Genomic DNA, 24,696 nt, shown 5'->3' with positions numbered 1-24,696 from the left:
TATTAAAAAATATACTTTATTTTTCTTTTTAATAAATTCTTATTATAATTACTTACTTTTTTAAAAGGAGATGTTATGACTAAGGATAAAATTCCTTTAGCTATTTTATGTATATTAATAGCTATTTCATTTGTATTTATTCCGGTTCCTGAAAGTCTAATTTCTATTAAACAAGCTGCTTTATTAAAGGCTCATTCTGATTTTTCAGAACAAAAATTATTAGAATTAAGCTTATTTGATGCAAGACTTTCTTGGATATATTTAGGTTGTTTTATAGCTACTGTTTTATGTATTATTTTAAAAGTAATGCCACTTGGTGCAGTTAGCTTAATATCTATTGCTTTTATAGCAATTTCTACAATTAGTGTTAGTGCTGATATTAGTGGAGCTGCTAGAAGTAAGGCTGCTATTAAAGATGCTTTAAGTGCATTTTCTAATAGCTTAATATGGCTTATTGTAATATCTATTATGCTTGCTCGTGGTATTATCAAAACTGGTCTTGGAAGAAGATTAGCATTTTATTTTTTAAGCATATTTGGTAAAAAAACTTTAGGTATAGGATATTCAATTGCTTTAAGCGAAGTGTTTTTAGCTCCGATTACTCCATCAAATACTGCAAGGGGCGGTGGTATAATTAATCCAATAGTTCAATCAATTGCTAAAGCTCTAGGTTCAGAGCCAAATAACGGCAGTGCAAATAAAGCAGGAACATATCTTAGCCTTGTAAATTATCAATCAAATCCAATTACATCTGCTATGTTTATTACCGCAACTGCACCAAATCCATTGGTAGTAAAGCTAATTTCAGATGCAACTAATGCAAATATTAGTATTACTTGGGGGCAATGGGCTTTAGGAATGTTTGTTCCTGGAATGTGTGCGATATTACTTATGCCATTAGTGATTTATTTTTTAAGCCCACCTGAACTTAAAGAAACACCTGATGCAAGAGAATTAGCTAAAAAAGAATTAGCTGCTATGGGTAAATTTAGCTTAGATGAAAAAATTATGCTTAGTATTTTTGGATTGTGCTTATTCTTATGGGCTGGAATGCCTAGTAATTTTGCTAATTGGTTTGGTTTTAGCGAATACGCAAAGGCTTTGACATTTGATCCTGCTAGTGTGGCGGCTTTAGGACTTGCAATTGCGCTTTTAACTGGTGTTTTAAAATACGATGAATTATTAGCAGAAAAGACAGCTTGGGATACATTAGTATGGTTTGCTGCTTTAATTATGCTTGCTACTATGCTTGATAAATTAGGTTTAGCTGCATTTTTAGGACAAGAGTTAAAAATGGCAGCTTCATCTTTAGGGCTTAGTGTAACTTTTGTAATGATATTTTTTACTTTAGCGTTTTTATATTCGCACTATTTTTTCGCAAGCACAACAGCTCATATTTCAGCAATGTTTTTAGTATTTTATAAAACAGGGCTTGATTTAGGAGCACCACCTATGCTATATGCTTTTATGTTAGCAGCTGCAGGAAATATTATGATGGCACTTACGCATTATGCTACAGGGACTGCTCCTGTTGTATTTGGTAGTGGTTATGTTAGTCTTAATAAATGGTGGATAATAGGTTTTATTGTAAGTGTTATTGATATAGCAGTTATGATTTGTGTTGGCTTGGTATGGTGGAAGATATTAGGCTTTTATTGATTTAAGAATTTGAAATAGGAAATTCCTATTTCAAATTCTAAACACAAAATTATTAATAAACTTCCACATATACCATACCATCATCAGTATATCTTGCACTATAATCAAACCAATTTTCAGCACTTTGTTTTGTGTCTTTATTTGTCATTTTCATTTCAGCTTTACATCTAATTAGTTTTTTTTCTTTATCTATTTTTTCAGTCATAAATCCAGAATACGAAATATCTAATGAAGAAATATTAGGAACTTGTTTTTTAACAATTTGAGTAACAACATCAGTTACTTCTTTATCATCACAACTAGGTATAGAACCACAACCTATACAAAATGCACTAACCACAATTAAAGAAAAATATATTTTTTTCACGATATATCCTTATATAATTTGTAAAATTTGTTGATAATTGTATTGTCTAACTTTTTTGCCAATATTTATAATATCAATAATCCACCATATAATTCCTATTGCAAACATACAAGTAATGAATTTGAGTATAAAAATAAGTATGCCTAAACCAATAGAGCCAAGATAAAATCTATCTACATAAAACATAGCACATATAATTCCAGTAGTAGGATTTTTAAGCTTTGCAGCAAGTAGTTTGTCTGAAAAGTTTTTTCTTTCAGCATCGTTCATTCTCTCTAACTTTTCTCTTAAATTAATTACAGCCATTCCGTCTTTTGGCAACTTGTCTTGAATACTCATTAAAATACTATTCGTATCCATTTACACTCCTTAATAAAAAATTAAAGCCATATAATACCCCCCCCCAATCTTAAAAGTTGCTTAAAATAATTTTAAAATATTTAAAACAAAAATTATCTTATTTAAGCTACAATGAAACTACATTTTAATTTTAAGGAGAAGTTATGAAAAAAGTTGGTATTTTTTATGCTACAAAAGGTGGTACTACTAAAGCTTTTGCAGAGCAAATCGCAGCAAAAATTGGTGCTGATGTTATAAATATTAAAGATGTTGAAATAAACGCATTATCAGAATATAAAACTTTAATCTTAATGAGTTCAAGCTATTTTTTTGGTGCTTTGGCTGATGATTGGGGAAGTAAAGTAAAATTATTAAATACTATTGATTTTAGCGATAAAAATGTAGCTATCGTTGGTGTTGGCGGACAAGAAAGACATCCTGATAGTTTTTGCTCTGGTGTAGCTGATTTTTATGATAAATTAGCTTTTAGTGGAGCAAGATTTATAGGCGAAGTTTGCTCAAGTGATTATAACTACACATTCTCAAGATTACAATTTGGAAAAGCTTTAAGAGGACTTTGCCTTGATAAAGCTGATGGAGATAAAAACGAAGCAAGAATTAATGCTTGGGTTGAAAATATTAAAAAATATTTATAATTTTTAGGAAGCTAAGCTTCCTTTTTGGTAATGTTAGCATTTTTTAAACACTTATACTTAATATTTATTTTTAGACTTTGTTATGATAAAAAAGCTAATTTTTTATTATTTTTATTTCAATTAGTTTCAGCGTTTTTTATTTTTGTAACTTTTTTTATAATGATTTTTTATAGCTTAGAATATATAAGCGATCATACAAAAAATCTTAATGAACTTAAAAAGGCTGAAGGTGTATTGTATGATGTAGAAAAGATAGTTCATGAGAAAACGTTTAGGATTTTTAGAAAAAGAAATTATATTATATGGCATTATAAAATGATTGATAATAATAAAAATCACAAAACTTTCATAGCAAGAGAAGATAAAAGTTATGCAAAAAATCTCATAGGGCAAAAAGTAGCTATTTACTATGTTCCTAGCGTATTTTATCCAGAAATAAGACAATTAGAATCAAATGGCTTTATTTATGAGCGATACAAAGTAAGAGATAATTATGAAGATTTAAAATATATTTTCCCATTTTTTATGTTTTTTGCGAGTATATTTTATATGCTAAATATTAAAGGCAAATACCCTGATGATTATGAATTACCATTACTTAAACATAGTATAAGGCTAAAGACTTTTAATAAATATTTTTTGATTTTATTAATTTGGTTTATTTTTATAATCGCAGCGTTTAAATATAGTGATGAAATTATTATAATGTATTTTTTAATTATTTTAAATCCTATAATTACGCTAGTTTTTGAGCTAAAATTTAATTTAATCAAAATTAATTTTTATGATGATTTTTTAGAATTTGAATATGGATTTTTCTTATTTAAAGTCAAGTATAAGAAAATAAAATATATAGATTATCAAGGAATTTATATTCAAACTAAATATATTAATTTTATTATTAATACAAATAAATTGAGCGAAGATGATTTGGATTATTTAGCTATAAGTTTAAAAAATAATTCCTAATTAATTAAATTAGGAATTATGAAAAATTTAATTATGAAAATAAACCATTAACACTTTCATTATGATAAACACGGCGAATAACTTCCCCAAATAAAGGTGCAACACTTAAAACTGTTATTTTTTTACATTCTTTTGCTAGTGGTATAGTATCAGTTACTATTAATTCATCTAAAGCACCATTTTCTATTCTATCATAAGCTGCTCCACTTAAAACAGGATGAGTACAGCAAGCAATTACACTTTTAGCTCCTAATTTTTTAAATACTTCAGCAGCTTTAACAATAGTTCCTGCAGTATCAATCATATCATCAACTATAATTACATCTTTACCATTTACATCGCCAATTACATTCATAACTTCGCTTTCATTAGCTTTTTCACGGCGTTTATCAACAATAACAAGTTCTAAATCTAGTGCTTTTGCAACAGCTCTTGCACGAACAATTCCACCTGTATCAGGACTTGCAACTACTGCTTTACTTAAATCTCTTTGTTTTAAATGCTCGTTAAAAATAATACTCCCGTATAAATTATCAACAGGGATATTAAAAAATCCTTGAATTTGACCTGCATGTAAATCAATAGTAGCTACACGGCTAATTCCTGCAGTTTGCATTAAATCAGCTACTAATTTTGCACTAATTGGAACTCTAGGAGCTGCTTTTCTATCTTGTCTAGCATATCCAAAATAAGGAATTACAGCAGTGATTGAATTAGCTGAACTTCTTTTTAATGCGTCAGTTAATATTAATAATTCCATTAAATTATCATTCGCTGGTGCGCAAGTGCTTTGGATAATAAATACATCTTTACCACGCACACTTTCTCCAATTTGAACGCTAATTTCTCCATCACTAAAACGCTTAACTCCAGCATCGCTTAATTTACAATCTAATCTTTGAGCGACTTTATTGGCAAATTGAATATTTGCAGAACCCGAAAAAATGGTATAACCTCTCATAAAATAACCTTTCTAAATTAATAAAATGAGCTATTATATCTTAAAAAACTTATTTGTAAATTTGTTACAAAAAGTAACATATTGTTAAAAATATTACGATTATTCTTAATCTTGTTGTTATTATATGCTAAATTCAGCATTTAAAATTAAAATATTAAAATCTTATCACGAAAGGAAAATTATGGAATTTACACCTAATTTTAACCCACTTGGCAACATTTGGTTAAGTGCATTTGTAGCGTTTTTACCTATACTTTGCTTTTTTCTTTGCCTAGTGGTTTTTAAGACAAAAGGTTATGTGGCAGGTTTTTTAACTGTTGTTACAGCCATTCTTGTTGCAGTTTTTGCTTATAAAATGCCGTTAAATGCTGCATTTGCTAGTATTATAGTAGGTTTTACTACTGGTATTTGGCCTATTGCTTGGATTATAATAGCAGCTATTTTTCTTTATAAGCTTTCAATTAAATCAGGTCAATTTGAAGTAATTAAACAAAGTATTATGACAATTACGCCTGATCATCGTATTCAAGTAATCATCATTGGATTTTGTTTTGGAGCATTCTTAGAAGGTGCTATTGGATTTGGTGGCCCTGTTGCAATTACTGCTGCTTTACTTGTTGGTTTAGGTCTTAGACCATTACAAGCAGCTGGATATTGTATGATAGCAAACACAGCTCCTGTTGCATTTGGTGCTATTGGTATTCCAATTATTGCAATGGCTCAAGCTGTTGGAATACAACAATATGAAGTTGCTGCTATGGTTGGTAGAATTTTACCTCCGTTTAGTTTTTGTATTCCATTTTTTATAGTATTTTTAATGGATGGTATGAAAGGTATTAAAGAAACTTTCCCTATTGTATTTGTTGCAGCTATTTCTTTTGCTATAGCACAATTTTTATCAGCAAACTTCTTAGGTGCTGAATTACCTGATATTATTTCAGCTATTGTTTCTTTAGTAGCTACTGCTGTTGCTGCAAAAACATTTAAACTTAAAAATATTGTAAGATTTGATGATAAAAAAGATTTTAGCGATGTAAAAACTTTAAGCATCAAAGAAATTGTTTATGCTTGGTCACCTTTCTTATTGTTAATTGTATTTGTTGTTATATGGACTCAAGGTTGGTTTAAATCATTATTTGGAACTGATGCAGCTTTAGCATTTACAAATCTTAAATTATCATTTGCTAGTTTAGGTGATTTAGCAGTTATTAAACCATCACTTGTAGAAGGTGGAAAAGCAGGAACTCAACCTTTAGGACTAGGAATTCCGTTAATCAACACTCCAGGAACAGCTATTTTATTTGCTGCAATTGCAAGTATATATATTTTAAAAGTAAAAGCTAGTGATGCTAAAGTATGCTTTAATGATACTTTAAGAGAAATGGCGTTTCCTATTTTAACTATTGGTTTAGTTGTTGGTTTTGCAAAAATTACTGATTATAGTGGAGCTAGTGGAACATTAGGAATTGCATTATCACAAACTGGTGGAGCATTTACATTCTTCTCTCCTGTAATTGGTTGGATTGGAGTATTCTTAACAGGTTCTGATACAAGTGCAAACCTTTTATTTGGTTCTTTACAACAAGTTACAGCTCATCAATTAGGATTTCATGACACATTATTCCTAGCAGCAAATAGTGCAGGTGGTGTTGTTGGTAAAATGATATCTCCACAAAGTATTGCAGTTGCTTGTGCTGCTGTTGGTCTTGTAGGACGCGAGAGTGAGTTGTTTAAATACACAGTTAAATACTCAATAGCTATGATAATAATTATAGGAATTTGGGTAAGCTTAATTGCATATTTTATGCCTGGAATTATACCACCTAGTATTCCTTTAGCTAAATAATTATGCTTAGTTTAAAAAGGTTAATTAAAAAAAATCTAGGAATATATTTTATGGTTATTGCTAGTTTTGCATTTGCACTCATGGGGTGCTGTGCAAAACTACTTGCAAATACTATGCCTAGTGTAGAAATAATGTTTTTTAGAAATGTTATTGGAGTTATTTTTATAGCTTATTTGATTTATAAAATTCCACATAAAAAATCAGGTGGTAAGTTCTCTTTATTGTTTTTTCGTGGTTTAATAGGAACTATTTCTTTATATTTTTTCTTTTATAATGTCGCTAATATTTCTTTAGGCGGTGCTTTTGCTTTTCAAAAAACAAATCCACTTTTTGTAGCATTAATTGCATTTTTGTTTTTTAAAGAGCAGTTAGGATTTAAAAGTATTTTATATTTATTATTAGCTTTTGGTGGTGTAATGTTAATAATTCAACCATTTGCACCTGAACATTTACATAGTGGTTTTGATATTAAAAACTCAATTTTAGGTGTTTTAAGTGGTTTAACAGCAGCGCTTGCTTTAACAAGTGCTAGGGAATTAGGAAAGTTTTACAATACTGAAGTTATAGCATCAAGTTTTTTTATACTAGGAACAATTTTACCTATATTATCTATGCTAGGCGGAGAGTATTTAAATGAGAGTATTATTAGGCATTTTGATTTTGCTTTTGCTACATTTGTAATGCCTGTTGGATATAAAATATGGACTTTAATTATTTTAATGGGCTCTTTATCGATTCTATACCAAATATATGTAACAAAAGCCTATAAAGCAGCTAAAAAGGCTGGGGTTGTAGCTGGAGTTGGATATATTGATGTTGTATTTACTTTATTTTTAGGAATACTTTTAGGAGATGATTTACCAAGTTTTGTAGTTTTAACAGGTATAATCTGCGTTTTAATAGGTGGTATAGGAATAAGTTTAAGTAAGGATAATAAAAAATGAGAAAAATAATATTATTTGCAGGACCTTGCGTTATAGAAAGTCCTGAAATTGTTACAGAAGTTGCAAAAAGATTAGAAAAAATTGCAAAACATCCACAAATTGATTTTTATTTTAAATCAAGTTTTGATAAAGCAAATCGCACAAGTTTAGATAGTTTTAGAGGACCTGGACTTGAAAAAGGTTTGCAGATTTTAGCTGATATAAAATCTAAATTTGGATATAAAATAATTACAGATATTCACGAGAGTTATCAAGCTGAAATTGCAGCTCAAGTTGTTGATACTCTACAAATTCCAGCTTTTTTATGCAGACAAACTGATTTATTAGTTGCAGCCGCTAAGACTAAAGCTATTATAAATATTAAAAAAGGTCAATTTTTAAATCCAAGTGATATGAAATATAGCGTAGCAAAAGTAGCACAGACTAGAGGGTATGATTATAAAACTAATGATGAAAGTTTTTTTGCTTGCTCTGATATTGGAGAATTATCATTTAAAGATTTAAAAGATGAAGATTTTTCAAAAGCTCATCAAATGGCAAGAGAAGCCGGTGTTTTAGCGGTTGAGCGTGGAACTAGTCTTGGATATGGGAATTTAGTTGTTGATATGAGATCTCTTAAAATTATGAGAAATTTCGCACCTGTTATATTTGATGCTACACATAGCGTTCAAATGCCTGGAGCAGCAGGTGGTAAGAGTGGTGGAGATAGTTCTTTTGTATTGCCTTTAGCAAGAGCTGCTGCTGGAGTTGGTGTTGATGGATTTTTCTTTGAAACACATTTTAATCCGTGCGAAGCTTTATGCGATGGACCTAATATGGTAGCTACTAGCAAATTAGAAGAGAAAATTAATTTATTATTGAAAATATTAAATAAGGAATAAGTATGAATATTATTGAAGGACAATTAAAATTAAATGGTAATGAGAAATTTGCCATAATAAATGCTAGATTTAATAGTTTTATAACTGATAAATTAGTTGAAGGTGCTAAAGATGCTTTTGTTCGTTTTGGTGGAAATGAAAAGAATTTAGATTTAATTTTAGTTCCTGGTGCTTTTGAATTACCTTATGCTTTAAAACAAGCAGTGAAGAAAAATTATGATGGAATAGTGGTTTTAGGTGCTGTTATTCGTGGAGATACTCCACATTTTGATTATGTATCAGCAGAATGCACTAAGGGTGTTGCAGCTATAACTTTAGCAAATGATACTCCAATTAGTTTTGGTGTTCTTACAACAAACACTACAGAGCAAGCTATGGATAGAGCAGGAATTAAAAGTGGCAATAAAGGTTATGAAGCTATGGTAACTACTATTGAAATGCTAAATTTACAAAGAGTTCAAAATGGCAACTAGACATCAAGCTAGAAAAACGGTTGTAAGTTTATTGTATTCATTTGATTATGTTCAAAATAGTGAGCATGTAAATGATTATTTAGAAGAGCATAAAATAAGAAATGCTATTCGTGAATGGGCTTTAGAATTATTTAACGGCGTTCAAGCAAATCTATTAAAAATAGATGAGTGTTTAAAAGGTATTTTAGAAAGCAATGAAGTTAGTAATTTAGGTGGTATGGAAAAAGCTATTTTAAGACTTGGTGTTTATGAATTGCTTTTTACAAAAACAGATAAAGCTGTTGTTATAAATGAAGCTATTGAACTAGCTAAAGAATATGCAAGTGATAATGCACCTAAGCTTATTAATGGTGTATTAGATAAAGTTAGAAATTAATTTTAAATTAGCTAATATTTTTTATATTAGCTAATTACTCGTTGAATATTTTAATAGATATTTTTATATTTTATTTTCCAAATTAAATTCCTAATAGTTTTATGATATTTATTAAAATAATCAAAAAGGATAAATATGGAAAATGTTTTAATGCTAATGATAGGGGTATCAATATTATTAGCTTTTATAGTAATCATTGCTTTTATTTGGGGTTTTAAAAATAAACAATTTACCGAAAATAATGGCTTTTTAGAATTAAATGATAGTGAAGAAGCATTAAATGATGCAATTATTTTAGAACAAAGAAAAATGGAATTAAAAAATATGAAAAAGGCTTTATTTTTAGATAGAGATGGGGTAATTAATAAGGATTTTTCTTATGTTTATGAATTAGAAAAATTAGTATTTATGCCTAATATTTTTGAGATAGTTAAATTCTTTCAAGATAAAGATTATTTGATTTTTATAATTACAAATCAAAGTGGAGTAGGGCGTGGGTATTTTACAAAAGAGCAAATGGATATTTTTAATGAAGCAATTTTAAATGAGTTTAAAAATCATAAAATTAATATAAGTAAAATTTATTCTTGTTTGCATATACCTAGTGATAATTGTGAATGTAGAAAACCAAAAGCTGGTCTTATTTTACAAGCAGCTAAAGAATTTAATTTAGATTTATTTAATTCAATTTTTATAGGCGATAAAGTAAGTGATATGCAAGCGGCTATAAATGCAAATATTAATAATCGTTATTTGTTTAATGAAGATTTAAAAGAATTTGAATATTGTAAAAAAGTGAATAATTTATTAGATATAAAAAAGGACTATGAATGAAAAATATTAAAGCTTTAGTAATTGGAGATTTAATACACGATATTTATGTTTTCGCAAATTGCACTAGAATTAGTCCAGAAGCACCAGTTCCAGTAATCACTCCTAAAAGTGAGAAAAAAGTCTTAGGTGGTATGGCAAATGTTGCTAATAATCTTGCAAAATTAGGTGCAAATGTTAGTATTTTAAGTGTAATTGGAGATGATGATAGTGCTAGATTTATTGAAAGTGAATTGCAAAAACAAAATATAACTTGCCATATAATTAAGCAAAAAGATAGAAAAACTTCTACAAAAACTCGTATTTTTGGCTCAAATCAGCAAATAGTTAGAATAGATATAGAAAGCACAGAGCAAATTAGCGATAAATTAGCTGATGAATTATTTGATAAAATACGCAATGATAAATATGATGTAATTATTTTTAGTGATTATGATAAAGGAGTTGTTAGTCCTTATTTAGCACAAAAAATAATTAAATTTGCAAAAGATAGCAATACTTTAAGCCTAGCAGACCCTAAGAAAGATTTTTATAAGTTTAAAGGCATAGATTTAATAACGCCTAATTACAAAGAAGCTTGTGAATTTTTAGGTAATTTTAATGAATATGATGATGATATATTATTAAAATCATTAGAAAAATTACAAAAAGAATTGGATTTGAAAATACCATTAATTACTTTAGGTAGCAATGGAATTGCTGCTGTTTATGATAATAAATTAAATCGCCATTATGCTTTAGCTAAAGAAGTTTTTGATGTAACCGGTGCTGGAGATAGCGTGATTTCATCATTATCATTTTTCTTAGCGAATGATTTTAATATTAGTAAAAGCATAGATTTAGCTAATAAAGCTGCTGCTATTGTTGTAGGTAAGATAGGGGCTGTTAGCGTAGGGCTTGATGAGATTATAAATTTTGATAATGAATTTTATAAATTTAAAAATATAGATGAGATTAAACAACTTAGTAAAGGTAAAAAAATAGTTTTTACCAATGGCTGTTTTGATATTTTGCATTACGGGCATCTTAGTTATTTAAGAGCAGCTAAGGAGTTAGGAGATATTTTAGTTGTTGGTTTAAATTCTGATGAAAGTATTAAGAGATTAAAAGGCGAAAATAGACCAATTAATAATATAATGACTAGAAAAGCTATGATGTGTGCTTTAGAATTTGTAGATTATGTTTGTGAATTTAGTGAAGATACGCCAATTAATTTAATTAAAACTTTAGAGCCTGATATATTGGTAAAAGGTGCTGATTATGAAGGAAAAGAAGTTGTTGGCTCATCATATGCAAAAGAAGTAAAATTAATAGAATTTAAAACAGGATATTCAACCACAAATATTATAGAAAAAATAAAGGAGTTATATGTTAAATAAATTAAAAAATGAGTTAAACGAGCACAAAAAAGCTTATGATAATATTAATGAAGAATATTTAAAAGATATTATTCAAGTAGCTGATATTATAAAAAAAGCTTTGGAAAATGGTAAAAAATTATTGATTTTTGGCAATGGTGGTAGTGCTGCAGATGCCCAACATTTTGCAGCCGAACTTAGTGGAAGATATAAATGTGAGCGTAATGGTCTTAGTGCTATTGCACTTAGCACAGATACTTCAGCACTAACTGCAATCGGTAATGATTATGGCTATGAATATGTGTTTAGTAGACAAGTAAATGCTATTGCTAAAAGTGAAGATATAGTGTTTGGTATAAGCACTAGCGGGACTAGTAAAAATGTTATTTTAGCACTTGAAGAAGCTAGAAAAATTGGTTGCAAATGCGTTTTATTAGCTAGTGAAAAATTAGAAAATAGTCCGTATTTTGCCCTAAAAGCACCTAGTAAGGATACGCCAAGAATACAAGAAATTCATATTTTCACAATACATTGTATTTGTGAAATACTGGATAATTATTTTAAAGATAAATAAGGTTTGAGCTTAAAGCTCAAACTAAATTATGATTTTTAGCTAGCCTTAATGCTTTTATAAATTCTTTTAATTGTTTAATATTTCCTATGCTAATTCTATTTAATAAAGGATAATTATCTATAGGTCTTCCAACTATTATCCCGCATTCTTTCATAAAATCAGCATATTTTGTGCTTTTAATTTCGTGTAAAATAAAGTTAGTATGAGATTTAAAATATTTTATATTTAAAGTTTCAAATTCATTTTCTAATAAAGCTTTATTATCGTTAATAATTTTTCTTGTAGTTTTTGCAAAGTCTTTTTGTTTTAGGGCAAAAATTGCACACTCTAAAGCAAAAGCATTAATAGCATCAGGACTAAAAAAATCTTTTAAAATTGATATTAATTTATTATGAGCTATCCCATATCCAACTCTTAAACCTGCTAATGAATACATTTTAGAAAATGTTCTAATATGTAAAATATTTGGATTTTTTGCAAATTCTAAACTATAAAAATCATCAGCAAATTCACAATAAGCCTCATCTAAAAGCATATATACATTATCTTTACAAATTGAGTTTAATTCATTTAAATCTTTTTTGCTTAGCATTAGGCCTGTTGGATTGTTTGGATTTACAAGATAGATTATATTTATTTTATTTGGGATTATTTTTATTTTATTTATATCAAAATTAAACTCACTATCTAAGTAAAACCCATCAATACTATAACCTATATTTTTAGCATAATAAAGTGTTAAGTCAAAAGTAGGTAATGGTGATATTAAATGAACATTGGAATTTGAATATTTATAAAATGCTAAAAGGCTCATATAAATAACATTACTTGAGCCATTACCTAGAACAAAATTATCACTTTTTAAATTATAAAAATTAGCTAATTCATCTAATAATTTATAATTTTTATCAAAAGAATACTTATTAAATTCAATACTATTAATTATCTCTTTAATATCTAAAGTATTACAAGTATTTTCGTTTTTGCTTAAATCAATCATATATTTTTAAATAGATTTTCAAGATTTGCTTTTGCTTCTTCTGAGCTTATATGATTTTCTGCTTCAGTGCCAACTTCAATTAATTCAATATTAAGTCCTGTTAGCATATTGCATAACCTAATATTAATTCCTTGCTTACCTATAGCTTTACTTTTTTGGTCGTGATTTATTACAACCTTAGCTATGTCGTTATCAATCGTAACTGAATTAATAATTGCAGGTGCTAAAGCACGAGAAACTACAATAGCTTGTTCGTTAGAATACTCTATACAATCTATATTTTCGCCATTTAATTCTTTACTAATAGCATTAATTCTAACACCTTTTGTTCCAACGCTAGCACCTACAGCATCAATATTGATTGAGTTAGCTTTTAATAAAACTTTAGCTCTTTCACCAGGAATTCTAGCGCAATTAATAATTTCTATAGCACCATCTTTAATCTCTGGAACTTCAAGCATTAAAAGTGCATTTAAAAATTTAGGAGAAGTTCTTGAAATTTCAACTTTTAAGCCTAGTTTTTTATCAACACTAACTTTTCTAATAACAGCTTTTAATACATCACCAACTTTAAATTTTTCGCCTTTTATACGATTTTTTCTAGGTAATACTGCTCTAATTTCATCAAATTCTATGAAAGTATTTTCATCATTATCAACAAATACTACCGTTCCAAAAATTAATCTATCAACCATACTTTGGTATTTTTCAAATAATTTTTCTTCTACAAGTCTTTGCACATTATATTCTAATTCTTTATAAAGCCAATTTATTGCAGTTCTATCAAGATTTGCAAAAGATATTTCATATTTTAAAGTATCTCCGATTTCTACTTCACTTGATTCTAATTTTGCTTTATCAAGGCTAATATATTTACTTTCATTATTAGCTAACTCATCATTATTTGCAACAACTACTAGATTTTGATATACACAAAGAGTTTTTTTAACATCTACACTAAATTCTTTATCATCACCAAAAAGTCTTTTAGCAGTATTTGTAATAGCTTTTACTACACGCTCACTTACTTCTTCTATTGGCAATGATTTCTCATTCGCAATTGATTCTATTATATCTACTATTCTTTCCAAGATTTTACCTTTAATTGAAGTTTGAAGACTATTATTATATAAAAAATAACTTTTAATAAGTTTAATGAAAGAACTTTTTGTTATTATTTTATTTTTTTAATTTAAAAAAGGATATGAGATGAAATTTAAATTAGCAAAACAAACTTTAAATTCAAAACCAAAAGAAGTTACTATTGAAGAAGTTATAAAAATACTTGAAGAAAAAAAGGTTATATTTTTAGACCATTCAAATTCTAGTGAAGATATTACAAAATTAGTTGAAAAATTAAATAATTTTAAGGTATATGTAAATACGGTTAAATATGGTTTAGTAGAAGATGAATTTATTTATGAGGTACATATACTTTGAGTAAAAAATTATATATAGAAACTTTAGGCTGTGCAATGAATGTTCGCGATAGTGAGCGTATGATTGCAGAGCTTACCACTAAAGAAGGTTATGAAGTAACTACAGATAAAAAAGAAGCTGATTTAATATTAATAAATACTTGTAGTGTGCGTGAAAAACCAGTCCATAAGCTTTTTAGTGAAGTAGGTGGTTTTTTAAAAGAGAAAAAAGAAGGAGCAAAAATAGGCGTTTGTGGTTGCACGGCTTCACATTTAGGTAGCGAGATTTTTAAGCGTGCTCCACAAGTTGATTTTGTGTTAGGTGCAAGAAATATTAGCCGTATAACAGAAGCAATTAAAACTCCAAAATTTATAAGTAATGATATAAATTACGATGAAAGCGATTTTGCTTTTGCTGATTTTAGGAATAGTATTTATAAAAGCTATGTAAATATTATGATAGGTTGTGATAAGCATTGTGCTTATTGTATCGTCCCACACACTCGTGGTGATGAGCTAAGCATTCCAAAAAATATTATTTTAAATGAAGTAAAAAAAGCCGTTAGTAACGGAGCTAGTGAAGTATTTTTGCTAGGACAAAATGTAAATAATTATGGTAAAAGATTTTCAAGTAACCATTCTAAAATGGATTTTTCAGACCTTTTAAATGAGATTAGCGAGGTTGATGGGCTTGAAAGGATTAGATTTACTAGCCCACACCCACTTCATATGGATGATAAGTTTTTAGAAACTTTTGCAAAAAATCCTAAAATTTGTAAAAGTATGCATATGCCTTTACAAAGTGGTAGCACAAGTATTTTAAAAGCTATGAAGCGTGGTTATACTAGAGAATGGTTTATAAATAGGGCTTTAAAATTAAGAGAATTAGTTCCAAGTGCTAGTATATCAACAGATATTATCGTGGCATTTCCTGGTGAGAGCGATGAAGATTTTGAATTAACACTTGATGTAATGAGAAAAATTAGATTTGAGCAAATTTTTTCATTTAAGTATTCTAAAAGACCACTAACACCTGCAGCAACAATGCCAAATCAAATTCCTGAAAATATAGCAAGTGCAAGGCTAACTAAATTACAAAGTTTATACAATGAAATTTTAGATGAGATTAGTGCAGCACAATTAAATAAAACTTATAAAGTATATTTTGAAGAATTAAGAGAAAATCAAACTATAGCAGGAAGAAGTGATAATAATTTCTTAATAGTTGTAAATGGTAGCGAAGAATTGCTTGGAAAAATGGTTGATGTAAAGATTACAAAGACTTCTAGGACAACCCTTTATGGCGAAATACAAAGTTAAAATTTTAGCTTTTATAATATTTATACTTTTAAATATTATTTATTTAACTTGTAAAAAAAGATTTTATGGAGAAAAAACTTTACCTAAAGAGCCTTGCATAGTACTTTTTTGGCATGGAAAACTTACTATGATGGCTTTTATTTTTGCTTATATGAAGAAAAATGGTTATAAAAAAAAGCCTTATGTATTAATAAGTAATCACAAAGATGGAGAATTAATTGCTAGTGTTATGAAATACTTTAATATAAATGCTGTTAGGGGTAGCACTTATGATTTTCCAGTTAAAGCATTGCTTGAAATTAAAAGTCTTTTAGGACAAGGTCATGATGTATATATTACTCCTGATGGACCTAGAGGGCCTTATCATAGCATTTCAGCAGGTTCTTATAAAATAGCTTTAAAATATAAAATTCCTACGATTATTTTTGATAATGCTGCAAGTAGATTTTATAGGGCTAAAAGTTGGGATAAGATGATTTTGGCTAAGCCATTTTCTACAATTGCTTATATTATTTCAAAACCGATATTATTAGATGAAGAAAATTCTGTTAATTTAATAAATAAGGAATTTAATAAACTAGAGCTTAAATTAAATGAAGAAGGTTTTTATGTTTAATATAAGAAAATATCTATCAACTATTTTTATTAATTTAGTAATTAAGGATAAAAGTTGTAGTATAGAAGCTTATTCTGTTAAAAATGAAAAAATTATTAAAATTCATCAAAGAACTTTTATTGAAGAAGATAAAAATAAATTACTAAAATATATAAAAACCTTAATTGATAATCATTATTTTACTTATGTTTCACTTTTATTTACTAGTATCGGTCAAGGAATGGTGCCGACAATTAATAAAACAGATTTACAAAAATTTGGTGTTGATAGCAGTGCTGTTAATTTAAAAATCTTTGATAACTCGTTTTTGTATGCGGCAAAAACTGAATTAATTAATGCTGATATTGTTTTTGATGAATTGCAAGTGGATTTAATTTATTCTCCTTTTAGCATATTGTTTAAACTAATTCAAGATAAAAAATCAGATGGTTTTGTATTTGATGGCATAAGTTTATTTGTGTTAAAATACGGAGAATTCATTACTTTAATGATTTATGATGGTAAAAAATTTAAATTTGGTAGTTATTTTGAGCTTAAAATCAACAAAGATAATGAAGAAGACCATCAATCTTTAGAATTAGAAGAAGAAATTGAATTAGATAGCAATAACGATACATTAGAAGAACTTGATTTTGATGAATTTGATAATGTAAAGGTTGATGATAATTTTGATTTAGGAGCTGATTTAAATTCTGATTTGAATGAAAATTTACAATCATTTAGCTTGGATATGCAAATATTTGAATATATAAATAGTGCGATTAAAGAATTTTATAATAACAATATTTATGATAGTGATTTTATTAATAATATTATTATATTTGAACATGAAAAAAGTTCTAAAGCTATGCATTCTTATATTGAAAGTGAATTATTAATAAAGCCTATTGTATATACAATTGATATATTTAAGGAAATGTTAAAATTAAGCAGTAATGATTTAGGAGCAAAAATTGATATATAGTCTTAAAAATGCTGAACAAAAACCTATATTAAATAAATTTAATAAATTATGCTTTTATTTTTTAATCTTCATTATTTTTGTAATTATATTTTTTGCTGTATTTATAAAAATAAAACAAGAATTAGCATATAGCGACGCACAACAAGCCAAAGAAAATAGTGATACAATGATAGAATTAATAGGAAAAAATAGGAATGAAATTATTTTAAATAAAGAATATATAGCTTTAGTAAGTGATATACAAGCTTCTAATATAAATTTAAAAAAGAGTATAAAAAATTTATTTGACTTAGTTCCTGATAGTATAGTTTTAAATGAAGTTTTAATGGAGCAAAAAAGCTTATTGATTAAAGGAATTACTCCAACAAAAGAAATTTATAATAATTTATTGCAAACACCGCTTCAAAGTATTTTTGAAACATCAAAAACTAATTTTATACAATTAAATTCTGGTTGGTATAACTTTGTAAGCATCAACACTATTGAAAATTCTGAGGGTTTTAATGAATAAAGATAATAGTATGAGTAAAATTGATATAGTAAAGTTGCTATTATGGTTGAGTATATTTTTGATTACTATTTTTACTCTTAGTGCTTTGCTTATAATCCCAAGTGTAAATAAATTAAAAGTTGCAAATGAAGTTTTAAGCTCTTCAAATTCAAAATTTCAGCAAAATAAAGCAAAAAATGAAAGTATTGAAAGACAATTAAATGATTATTTATCAGAGAATAAAACCAATTTAGCAAAAATTCATAATGAATTTGATATTGAAAAATTTAAAAATCATTGCAAGACTTTTTTTGATGAAGTGAATTTAGATAAGAATTTAGATTTTAGCGAAGATTATGTAAGCTATCAGTTATCAGTAAGCACAAAAATAACAAGTCCAACTATTTTTTATGATTTCATAGATTCTTTAGATAATTTTCCAAATATTTTACGAGTTCATTTCCCAATAGTTTTAAAATCTGATAAGAATTTAATAAAAGCACAATTTAACATTCAAGTATATAAAAGATAAGCCTACAAAAGTAGGCTAAGAATTATTTATGCAATTCATTTGCATAGAATTTAACAGAATTAAAGCCTTCTTTTAAAGCCCATTCGTAAGCGCTTGATACAAATTCCCAATTAATATGCTTATAAAAACCTTCAAGATAAGCTGCTCTTGCATTTCTGTGGTCAATATAATAAGCGTGTTCCCAAACATCAACAACTAATAAAGGAATTAATTTATCTGTAATTGGAGTTGCTGCATTGCTTGTTTTTACTAATTCAAGTTTTTTACTTGTAGTATTATACACAAGCCAAAACCATCCACTACCAAATAAGCCTGTAGCACCTTTTATAAATTCATCTTTAAAGTTTGAACAGGTTCCAAAAGCTTCATTAATTGCTTTTTCTAATTCAGCACTCATTTTGCTTTCTTTTGGACTAATGCAGTCAAAATAAAAATCGTGATTATAAACTTGTGCAGCATTATTAAAAACACCATCTTTAGAAGTTAAGATAATATCAACTAAATCTTTTTTTTCAAATTCTGTTCCAGCAATCAAATTGTTAAGATTATTAACATAAGTTTGATGATGTTTACCATAGTGATAATTGAAAGTTTCTTCAGTTAAAAAGCCTGAAAACGCATTTGTTGCATAATTTAATGTTCTTAATTTAAACATCTTTTCTCCTTAATTTTAAAATTTGTATTAAAAATATATCAAAAAAAAGATAATATTTATCTTATTTAAAATCCTTTTTTATTTGTAAAAAATATATTTATTAAAGAAAATTAAAATTATTATCAAATTAAGAAAAAATTAATAAATAATTCATATAATAATCAATATCAAATTAATTTAAAAAAAGGATATATTATGAAGTTAAGTAAAATTACATTAGCTAGTATTTTTGTTGCAAGTTCTGCATTTGCTCATCAATTTTTTCCAATGAAAACAGATGATGGTTATAAAGTTGGATTTTGGGCTGATGATCATTGGGGTCAATTTCAAAGCGATAGAATATTTGGTGTAAGTGCAAAAGATTCTAAGGGTAAAAAGCTTAAAGCTGGATATGATTATTTAAATAATAAAATCTTTATAGAAGGTAATCCATCAGTAGCTAGTGTAAATTATGATTTTGGTTATTACACTTTTACAAAAGATGGCAAACATTATTCTCAAGCTAGAAATGAAATTACCGACATTACAGGTGCAAATGAAGTAACCCAAACTAGAAAAATATTTAAAATGGGTAAAAGTATATTCGCTTGGGACGAAGCATCAAGTAAGCCTTTAGGGTTAAAATTTGAAATAATTCCATTAGAAAATCCACTAGACAAAAAAGTAGGGGATAAATTAAAAGTTCAAGTATTATTAGATGGAAAACCTATTAGTGGGGTTGAATTTGAAGACCAAAATGATGATATAGATGATATTACAACCGATGAAAAAGGTATTGCAACTTTAACTCTTAGCAAACCTCAAGATGGCTTACAAATTATTGCGGCTGGTATAAAATTGCCTTATAATCTTGATAGATACGGAGATACTTTACAGCTTACTGCTACTTTAAGTTTTAAATCTAAATAAATTATTTAATCTCTAATTTTTATTAGGGATTAAAAATATTGTTTTAAAATACCAAAATTAAATTTAAAGGTTTTATTATGAGACTTAAGGTCTTTTTTGCTTTATTAATTGCGGCATTTGGTATTTGGTATTTTTATTACAATAAGGGAACTTATAGTAACACTAATGGTTTTGAGCTAGAATATATTGATAATAATATAATAAAAGAATATAAATCTTATATTTTGCTTAATTTTTGTAATAAAAGTAATTCTTCTTGTATTCAGTTTCAGCCTATTTTAAAATCAGTTTATGATGAATTAGCAGACCCTAATATAAAAATTTTCAATATAGATATATTTGAAAATCCCGAGCTTTTAAATGTTTTTCCAATTTCACTTATACCTATACAATTTTTCTACACTCAAGAAGGAGAAAATTTCAAACCAAATTCAAGTGTTGGTATGAAATTTAAAGAAATGAAATTTAATAATGAAACTTATTATTTTCATATTGGTATTTTAAGTCAAGAAGAAATAATATCTGTTTTTAAAGAAATGCAAAATAATTAAAATTCTTCTAAACGATTTAAAGCTTCTTCCACAATTTCTCCAATAGGTGGGGTAATATCAATATTTATTACTAAATCTTCATTGTGTGGAAATTCTAATGTTGAAAATTGAGAATCAATCATATTTTCTTTCATATAATGACCGCTTCTTTTACTCATTCTTTGCATTATTAATTCTTTTGAGCCGTGTAAATGAATGAAGATAATTTTACCAGATTGTCTTATTTTATCTCTATATTGTTTTTTTAATGCAGAACAAGCTATGACACAAGAGCGGTTTCTTCTTGAAATTGAGTAAAATACATCAGCAATTCTTTCAAGCCAAGGTTCTCTATCCAAATCATTTAATGGATTTCCACTTTGCATTTTTTCTATATTTGCTCTTGGGTGTAAATCATCTCCATCTATAAAACTTGCTCCTAAACTATTTGCAATCATAGCACCTATTGTGCTTTTGCCACAACCACAAACTCCCATCACAACAATATTATAATGTTTCATTAATTATCCTTTTTTATAAAAATCTTGCTATTTTTAACCTATTTTTCTTAATATTACATAAATTCAAATAAAAGGAGAAATAATGCAAGAGCTTAGTGCTTCTTACTTATTATGTGTTGCCGCAGTTGCGGTTGTTTTATTATTATTTATGATTATGAAATTAAAAATTCATGCTTTCATATCATTAATAATAATAAGTTTTTTAACTTCTTTAGCAGCCAATACGCCGCTTGATAAAATTTTAGGAGTAATGCTTGGTGGTTTTGGTTCAACTTTAGCAAGTGTTGCTTTATTAGTTGGTATTGGTGCTATGATAGGTAAAATTTTAGAAGTTTCTGGTGGAGCTCAAGTATTAGCTGATACTTTAATTGAGTTTTTTGGGGTGCAAAGAGCTCCATTTGCACTAGGTTTAGCTTCATTGATTTTTGCTTTCCCTATATTTTTTGATGCAGGGTTAATTGTAATGTTGCCTGTTATATTAAGCGTAGCTCATAAATTAAAAGGTTCTGTTTTAACTTATGCACTTCCTTCAGTTGGTGCATTTTCTGTAATGCATGTTTTCTTACCGCCACACCCAGGTCCAGTTGCAGCAGCAGCTACAATAGACGCTAATGTTGGTTGGGTTTTAATATTAGGACTTATTATTGGTCTTCCTACTTGGTATTTTAGCTCGTATTTATTTGGGCTTTATTCTGGTAAAAAAATGTATTTTAAAGCACCAGATTTATTTGAAGATGAAAAAATAGAAATTAAACATAAACCTAAATTCTTAACCGTAATATTTATATTATTAACCCCTGTAGTATTGATTTTTATAAGTGCAATTATCTCATCTATGCAAAAATTAGAAATAATCGCAAAAAATGATATATGTTTTAATGTTTTAAATCTAATAGGTCAAACTCCAATCGCTCTTATGATTACTTTAATAATTTGTATTATTGTATTTAATAAGAGTTTAGGTGCTAAAAATCTTGAAAAATATTGTGAAAAAGCTCTTCCTGCAATTTGTTCTGTAGTGCTTGTAACCGGTGCAGGTGGTATGTTTGGCGGTGTTTTAAGAGCTAGTGGAATAGGTGATGCGTTGGCTGGAACTTTAGCTAATTTAGGCGTTCCTGTTATTTTAGCTGGTTTTATAATAGCAGCAATTATTAGAATTGCTCAAGGTTCAGCTACTGTTGCACTTACTACAACAGCTGGTTTAATGGCACCAATTATTGCAGCAAATACATCAATTGCAGAATTTGATAAAGTTGCTATCGTTTTAGCAATAGCTTGTGGTAGTGTTGTTTGCTCTCATTTTAACGATTCTGGATTTTGGCTTGTAAAAGGCTTATTTGGTTTAGATGAAAAAACAACTCTTAAAACTTGGACTATGCTAGAAACTTTAATAGGTGTTATAGGTTTTGTATTTATACTTATAATTTTAGCTTTATTTAATCTTATATTTTAGTGTTTTTTGCTTTGGAATTTAAAATTATATTTTAAATTCCATTTTTAATTAATTCTTCTTAAATAATATAGTTTTCATTATATTTACATATTATTCCTTTTTGCTATTGGGGGGGGGTATTTAATATCTATATAATAATTAAGAATATATTATTCCATTTACTTAATTCTTAAATTATTTTATTATAATTTTATCTAACTTATAAAATTAAGTTTTATTTAAATTTTTAAGGAGAATTTATGGAAAAGTTATCTCGTAGAAGCTTTTTAAAAGGTGCAGCAGGAGTAGCAGCTAGTGCGTCAAGTTTAGGTGCTGTTGATTTTATTGGTGAAAACGCTATTCCTAAAATAGATGAAAGCTTAATTAGTGCTTCACATTTTGGAGCTTATCATCCAATTATTAGAAGTAGCAAAGTTGAAGGATTTAAGGCTTTTAATGGGGATTTTAAACCAACAACTCTTATGAATGGTGTAGTAAATAGAGTATATTCACAAGATAGAATTAAAAACCCAAGTGTTAGAAAAAGTGTTTTAGAAAAAGGATTTGAAAAAGCTCCTAAAAACTTAAGGGGTAAAGAAGAATTTGTTGAGATTACTTGGGAAAAAGCTTATGAATTAGTAGCTAATGAGCTTAAAAGAGTTTATGAAAAATATGGCTCTAATGCTGTTTATGGCGGTAGTTATGGTTGGTTTTGCGTTGGAAGCGTTAATAACCCACAAAGCTTACTTGGAAGAATGTTAAATATAGCAGGAGGTTGTACTACTAGAACTCTTACATACTCAACTCATTGTATTCGTGCAATTACTCCTTATGTTAGTGGTGTTGATGAATCAAGTGCTAAGCAAACTTCTTGGGACAATGTATTAGAGCATTCAAAAGTGGTTGTTTTATGGTCAAATGATATGATTAATACAAATCAAATTGCTTGGGGTGTGCCATTACATGAAACTTACCCTTATTTAGAAAAATTACAAGCATTAGTTAAAGATGGAAAAATAAAAGTAATTAATATTGACCCAGTATATAATGATACAGCAAGATTTTTAGGTGCAGAACAAGTATTTATTAATCCTACAACTGATGTTGCCTTAGTAGAAGCAATGTGTTATCATTTAATTAAAAACAATCTTCACGATGAAAAATTCCTTAAAAAATACACGGTAGGATTTGCTAAATTAAAAGAAAGATTATTTGATGAGAATAATCCAAAAACTCCTGAATTAGCAGAAAAAATCACAGGTATAAAAGCAGAAAAAATAAAAGAATTAGCAGAACTTATGGCTAAAAATAGAACTATGATTATGGCAGGTTGGGGTTTTCAAAGAGCTCATCACGGAGAGCAAGCTCACTGGGCTATGATAACTCTTGCATCTGTTTTAGGACAAATTGGACTTGATGGTGGTGGATATGGGTTTAGCTACCATTATTCAGATGGTGGAGTTCCAACTCCGGGTGCAGTTACGGGCAATGCTAATAGTGGTAATATTGAAGATAAAGCAAATAATTTTAGTGGTTTTCCTGGACTTGCAGGAATTAGCACAAAAACTACTATAAAAGGGGAGTGGGATAATAGAACTAACGAAGTAATTCCTGTTTCAAGAATAGTAGATATGCTTGAAAATCCTGGTAAAGAATATGAATTTGATGGCAAAGTTAAGACCTTCCCTTTAATTAAGTCAATTTATTGGGCTGGTGGTAATCCAATGCACCATCATCAAGATAGAAATAGACAATTAAAAGCATTTGCTAAGGTTGATAGCTTTATAGTTCAAGATTGTTTTTGGACTGCTAGTGCAAGATATGCTGATTTAGTTCTACCGGCTACTACTGAAATAGAAAGAAATGATATAACTAAAGCACATACAAACAAATATATCTTCGCTATGAAAGAATGTATAAAGCCTATGTATAACTCAAGAAATGATTATGATATTTTTTGTGGAATTATTAAGCATTTTGGTGAAGAAAAATACCAAGCTTTTACAGAGGGTAAAACTGCAAATGAATGGATTAAATACTTTTACGAACAATCAAGAGAAAAAGCAGCAGCAAGT

Annotated in this window: 28 protein-coding genes and 1 pseudogene; 22 read left to right on the top strand and 7 right to left on the bottom strand. The window is 27.9% G+C overall.

The window, feature by feature from the left end; all coding sequences use genetic code 11:
* The first annotated feature begins 75 nt into the window (after nucleotides 1–75).
* A complete protein-coding gene (locus AVBRAN12637_RS08045; protein ID WP_214118516.1) occupies nucleotides 76–1,659 on the top strand; it encodes a DASS family sodium-coupled anion symporter in 1,584 nt (527 codons plus the stop codon).
* A 52-nt stretch (nucleotides 1,660–1,711) separates the two neighbouring features.
* Here AVBRAN12637_RS08045 and AVBRAN12637_RS08040 read toward each other — a convergent pair whose 3' ends face one another.
* Together AVBRAN12637_RS08040 and AVBRAN12637_RS08035 are read right to left on the bottom strand one after the other, a co-directional pair.
* Complete coding sequence (locus AVBRAN12637_RS08040; protein ID WP_214120444.1) at nucleotides 1,712–2,026, bottom strand: hypothetical protein; 315 nt, start codon at nucleotides 2,024–2,026, stop codon at nucleotides 1,712–1,714.
* Nucleotides 2,027–2,035: 9 nt separating this feature from the next.
* Nucleotides 2,036–2,386 carry a hypothetical protein gene (locus AVBRAN12637_RS08035; RefSeq protein ID WP_239803667.1) on the bottom strand — a complete coding sequence of 117 codons (351 nt, stop codon included), beginning with the start codon at nucleotides 2,384–2,386 and terminating at the stop codon, nucleotides 2,036–2,038.
* A gap of 143 nt (nucleotides 2,387–2,529) precedes the next feature.
* On the opposite strand from AVBRAN12637_RS08035, the gene AVBRAN12637_RS08030 reads away from it, so the two are divergent.
* Together AVBRAN12637_RS08030 and AVBRAN12637_RS08025 are read left to right on the top strand one after the other, a co-directional pair.
* Nucleotides 2,530–3,021 (top strand): flavodoxin domain-containing protein, encoded by a 492-nt coding sequence (locus tag AVBRAN12637_RS08030; RefSeq protein ID WP_214120445.1) that lies wholly within the window; start codon nucleotides 2,530–2,532, stop codon nucleotides 3,019–3,021.
* 159 nt (nucleotides 3,022–3,180) lie between these two features.
* Nucleotides 3,181–3,990 carry a hypothetical protein gene (locus AVBRAN12637_RS08025; protein ID WP_336609778.1) on the top strand — a complete coding sequence of 270 codons (810 nt, stop codon included), beginning with the start codon at nucleotides 3,181–3,183 and terminating at the stop codon, nucleotides 3,988–3,990.
* Nucleotides 3,991–4,021: 31 nt separating this feature from the next.
* Here AVBRAN12637_RS08025 and AVBRAN12637_RS08020 read toward each other — a convergent pair whose 3' ends face one another.
* The gene (locus tag AVBRAN12637_RS08020) at nucleotides 4,022–4,951 is read right to left on the bottom strand and encodes a ribose-phosphate pyrophosphokinase (protein ID WP_214118527.1); all 930 of its coding nucleotides are present in this window, start codon (nucleotides 4,949–4,951) and stop codon (nucleotides 4,022–4,024) included.
* A 181-nt stretch (nucleotides 4,952–5,132) separates the two neighbouring features.
* Here AVBRAN12637_RS08020 and AVBRAN12637_RS08015 point away from each other — a divergent pair, with 181 nt between their 5' ends.
* From AVBRAN12637_RS08015 to AVBRAN12637_RS07980, 9 genes and pseudogenes are all read left to right on the top strand, one after another.
* Nucleotides 5,133–6,797, top strand: a complete 1,665-nt coding sequence (locus tag AVBRAN12637_RS08015) for a lactate permease LctP family transporter (RefSeq protein WP_336615648.1) — start codon at nucleotides 5,133–5,135, stop codon at nucleotides 6,795–6,797.
* A 2-nt stretch (nucleotides 6,798–6,799) separates the two neighbouring features.
* Nucleotides 6,800–7,741 carry a DMT family transporter gene (locus AVBRAN12637_RS08010; protein WP_250325870.1) on the top strand — a complete coding sequence of 314 codons (942 nt, stop codon included), beginning with the start codon at nucleotides 6,800–6,802 and terminating at the stop codon, nucleotides 7,739–7,741.
* Entirely contained in the window at nucleotides 7,738–8,622 is an 885-nt protein-coding gene (gene kdsA / locus AVBRAN12637_RS08005; RefSeq protein WP_214120573.1) for a 3-deoxy-8-phosphooctulonate synthase, read from the top strand. Before AVBRAN12637_RS08010 ends, kdsA begins: the two co-directional genes overlap by 4 nt.
* Nucleotides 8,623–8,624: 2 nt before the next feature.
* On the top strand, nucleotides 8,625–9,095 hold the full coding sequence (gene ribH, locus AVBRAN12637_RS08000) for a 6,7-dimethyl-8-ribityllumazine synthase (RefSeq protein WP_214118534.1): 471 nt from the start codon (nucleotides 8,625–8,627) through the stop codon (nucleotides 9,093–9,095).
* On the top strand, nucleotides 9,085–9,471 hold the full coding sequence (nusB, locus tag AVBRAN12637_RS07995; RefSeq protein ID WP_214120575.1) for a transcription antitermination factor NusB: 387 nt from the start codon (nucleotides 9,085–9,087) through the stop codon (nucleotides 9,469–9,471). Before ribH ends, nusB begins: the two co-directional genes overlap by 11 nt.
* 135 nt (nucleotides 9,472–9,606) lie before the next feature.
* Nucleotides 9,607–9,714, top strand: a pseudogene (gene ccoS, locus AVBRAN12637_RS09840) (cbb3-type cytochrome oxidase assembly protein CcoS); the annotation flags it as partial.
* 81 nt (nucleotides 9,715–9,795) lie between these two features.
* The gene (locus AVBRAN12637_RS07990) at nucleotides 9,796–10,305 is read left to right on the top strand and encodes an HAD family hydrolase (protein WP_214150611.1); all 510 of its coding nucleotides are present in this window, start codon (nucleotides 9,796–9,798) and stop codon (nucleotides 10,303–10,305) included.
* Nucleotides 10,302–11,681 carry a D-glycero-beta-D-manno-heptose 1-phosphate adenylyltransferase gene (gene rfaE2, locus AVBRAN12637_RS07985; RefSeq protein WP_214118548.1) on the top strand — a complete coding sequence of 460 codons (1,380 nt, stop codon included), beginning with the start codon at nucleotides 10,302–10,304 and terminating at the stop codon, nucleotides 11,679–11,681. Before AVBRAN12637_RS07990 ends, rfaE2 begins: the two co-directional genes overlap by 4 nt.
* A complete protein-coding gene (locus AVBRAN12637_RS07980) occupies nucleotides 11,671–12,234 on the top strand; it encodes a D-sedoheptulose-7-phosphate isomerase (protein WP_214118550.1) in 564 nt (187 codons plus the stop codon). Before rfaE2 ends, AVBRAN12637_RS07980 begins: the two co-directional genes overlap by 11 nt.
* A 16-nt stretch (nucleotides 12,235–12,250) precedes the next feature.
* On the opposite strand, the gene AVBRAN12637_RS07975 is transcribed toward AVBRAN12637_RS07980, so the two are convergent.
* Entirely contained in the window at nucleotides 12,251–13,234 is a 984-nt protein-coding gene (locus AVBRAN12637_RS07975; RefSeq protein WP_214118552.1) for a pyridoxal phosphate-dependent aminotransferase, read from the bottom strand.
* Nucleotides 13,231–14,325 carry a transcription termination factor NusA gene (nusA, locus tag AVBRAN12637_RS07970; RefSeq protein ID WP_214118554.1) on the bottom strand — a complete coding sequence of 365 codons (1,095 nt, stop codon included), beginning with the start codon at nucleotides 14,323–14,325 and terminating at the stop codon, nucleotides 13,231–13,233. The genes AVBRAN12637_RS07975 and nusA overlap by 4 nt, the downstream gene beginning before the upstream one ends.
* Nucleotides 14,326–14,443: 118 nt before the next feature.
* Here nusA and AVBRAN12637_RS07965 point away from each other — a divergent pair, with 118 nt between their 5' ends.
* Genes AVBRAN12637_RS07965 through AVBRAN12637_RS07940 form a run of 6 tightly spaced genes read left to right on the top strand, consistent with a single transcriptional unit; the run spans nucleotide 14,444 to nucleotide 18,574 of the window.
* Entirely contained in the window at nucleotides 14,444–14,674 is a 231-nt protein-coding gene (locus AVBRAN12637_RS07965) for an HP0268 family nuclease (RefSeq protein WP_214118556.1), read from the top strand.
* The gene (miaB, locus tag AVBRAN12637_RS07960; RefSeq protein WP_336615647.1) at nucleotides 14,671–15,972 is read left to right on the top strand and encodes a tRNA (N6-isopentenyl adenosine(37)-C2)-methylthiotransferase MiaB; all 1,302 of its coding nucleotides are present in this window, start codon (nucleotides 14,671–14,673) and stop codon (nucleotides 15,970–15,972) included. Before AVBRAN12637_RS07965 ends, miaB begins: the two co-directional genes overlap by 4 nt.
* A complete protein-coding gene (locus tag AVBRAN12637_RS07955) occupies nucleotides 15,953–16,588 on the top strand; it encodes a lysophospholipid acyltransferase family protein (protein WP_336615646.1) in 636 nt (211 codons plus the stop codon). Before miaB ends, AVBRAN12637_RS07955 begins: the two co-directional genes overlap by 20 nt.
* Entirely contained in the window at nucleotides 16,581–17,552 is a 972-nt protein-coding gene (locus AVBRAN12637_RS07950) for a hypothetical protein (protein ID WP_336614434.1), read from the top strand. Before AVBRAN12637_RS07955 ends, AVBRAN12637_RS07950 begins: the two co-directional genes overlap by 8 nt.
* Nucleotides 17,542–18,063 (top strand): hypothetical protein, encoded by a 522-nt coding sequence (locus tag AVBRAN12637_RS07945; protein WP_336615645.1) that lies wholly within the window; start codon nucleotides 17,542–17,544, stop codon nucleotides 18,061–18,063. The genes AVBRAN12637_RS07950 and AVBRAN12637_RS07945 overlap by 11 nt, the downstream gene beginning before the upstream one ends.
* Nucleotides 18,056–18,574, top strand: a complete 519-nt coding sequence (locus AVBRAN12637_RS07940) for a hypothetical protein (protein WP_214118565.1) — start codon at nucleotides 18,056–18,058, stop codon at nucleotides 18,572–18,574. Before AVBRAN12637_RS07945 ends, AVBRAN12637_RS07940 begins: the two co-directional genes overlap by 8 nt.
* Nucleotides 18,575–18,596: 22 nt before the next feature.
* On the opposite strand, the gene AVBRAN12637_RS07935 is transcribed toward AVBRAN12637_RS07940, so the two are convergent.
* Nucleotides 18,597–19,229 carry a superoxide dismutase gene (locus tag AVBRAN12637_RS07935; RefSeq protein ID WP_214150353.1) on the bottom strand — a complete coding sequence of 211 codons (633 nt, stop codon included), beginning with the start codon at nucleotides 19,227–19,229 and terminating at the stop codon, nucleotides 18,597–18,599.
* Between the two features lie 195 nt (nucleotides 19,230–19,424).
* Between AVBRAN12637_RS07935 and AVBRAN12637_RS07930 the strand changes: the two genes are divergently transcribed.
* On the top strand, nucleotides 19,425–20,138 hold the full coding sequence (locus tag AVBRAN12637_RS07930) for a DUF4198 domain-containing protein (protein ID WP_214120361.1): 714 nt from the start codon (nucleotides 19,425–19,427) through the stop codon (nucleotides 20,136–20,138).
* 77 nt (nucleotides 20,139–20,215) lie between these two features.
* Nucleotides 20,216–20,689: a thioredoxin domain-containing protein gene (locus AVBRAN12637_RS07925; protein ID WP_336615644.1), complete on the top strand. Its 474-nt coding sequence runs from the start codon at nucleotides 20,216–20,218 to the stop codon at nucleotides 20,687–20,689.
* Here the strand turns inward: AVBRAN12637_RS07925 and AVBRAN12637_RS07920 are convergent.
* Nucleotides 20,686–21,189 carry a gluconokinase gene (locus tag AVBRAN12637_RS07920; RefSeq protein WP_336607519.1) on the bottom strand — a complete coding sequence of 168 codons (504 nt, stop codon included), beginning with the start codon at nucleotides 21,187–21,189 and terminating at the stop codon, nucleotides 20,686–20,688. The genes AVBRAN12637_RS07925 and AVBRAN12637_RS07920 overlap by 4 nt on opposite strands.
* A gap of 82 nt (nucleotides 21,190–21,271) precedes the next feature.
* On the opposite strand from AVBRAN12637_RS07920, the gene AVBRAN12637_RS07915 reads away from it, so the two are divergent.
* Together AVBRAN12637_RS07915 and AVBRAN12637_RS07910 are read left to right on the top strand one after the other, a co-directional pair.
* On the top strand, nucleotides 21,272–22,642 hold the full coding sequence (locus tag AVBRAN12637_RS07915; protein WP_214118575.1) for a GntP family permease: 1,371 nt from the start codon (nucleotides 21,272–21,274) through the stop codon (nucleotides 22,640–22,642).
* A 239-nt stretch (nucleotides 22,643–22,881) separates the two neighbouring features.
* A partial coding sequence (locus AVBRAN12637_RS07910; RefSeq protein WP_336615643.1) for a molybdopterin-dependent oxidoreductase occupies nucleotides 22,882–24,696 on the top strand: 1,815 nt, incomplete at its 3' end.

It is taken from the genome of Campylobacter sp. RM12637 (assembly GCF_020137645.1).
Classification (GTDB): Bacteria; Campylobacterota; Campylobacteria; order Campylobacterales; family Campylobacteraceae; genus Campylobacter_E.
The sequence above is the reverse complement of the archived record's forward strand: the minus strand, read 5'-3'. Positions and strand labels throughout refer to the sequence as shown.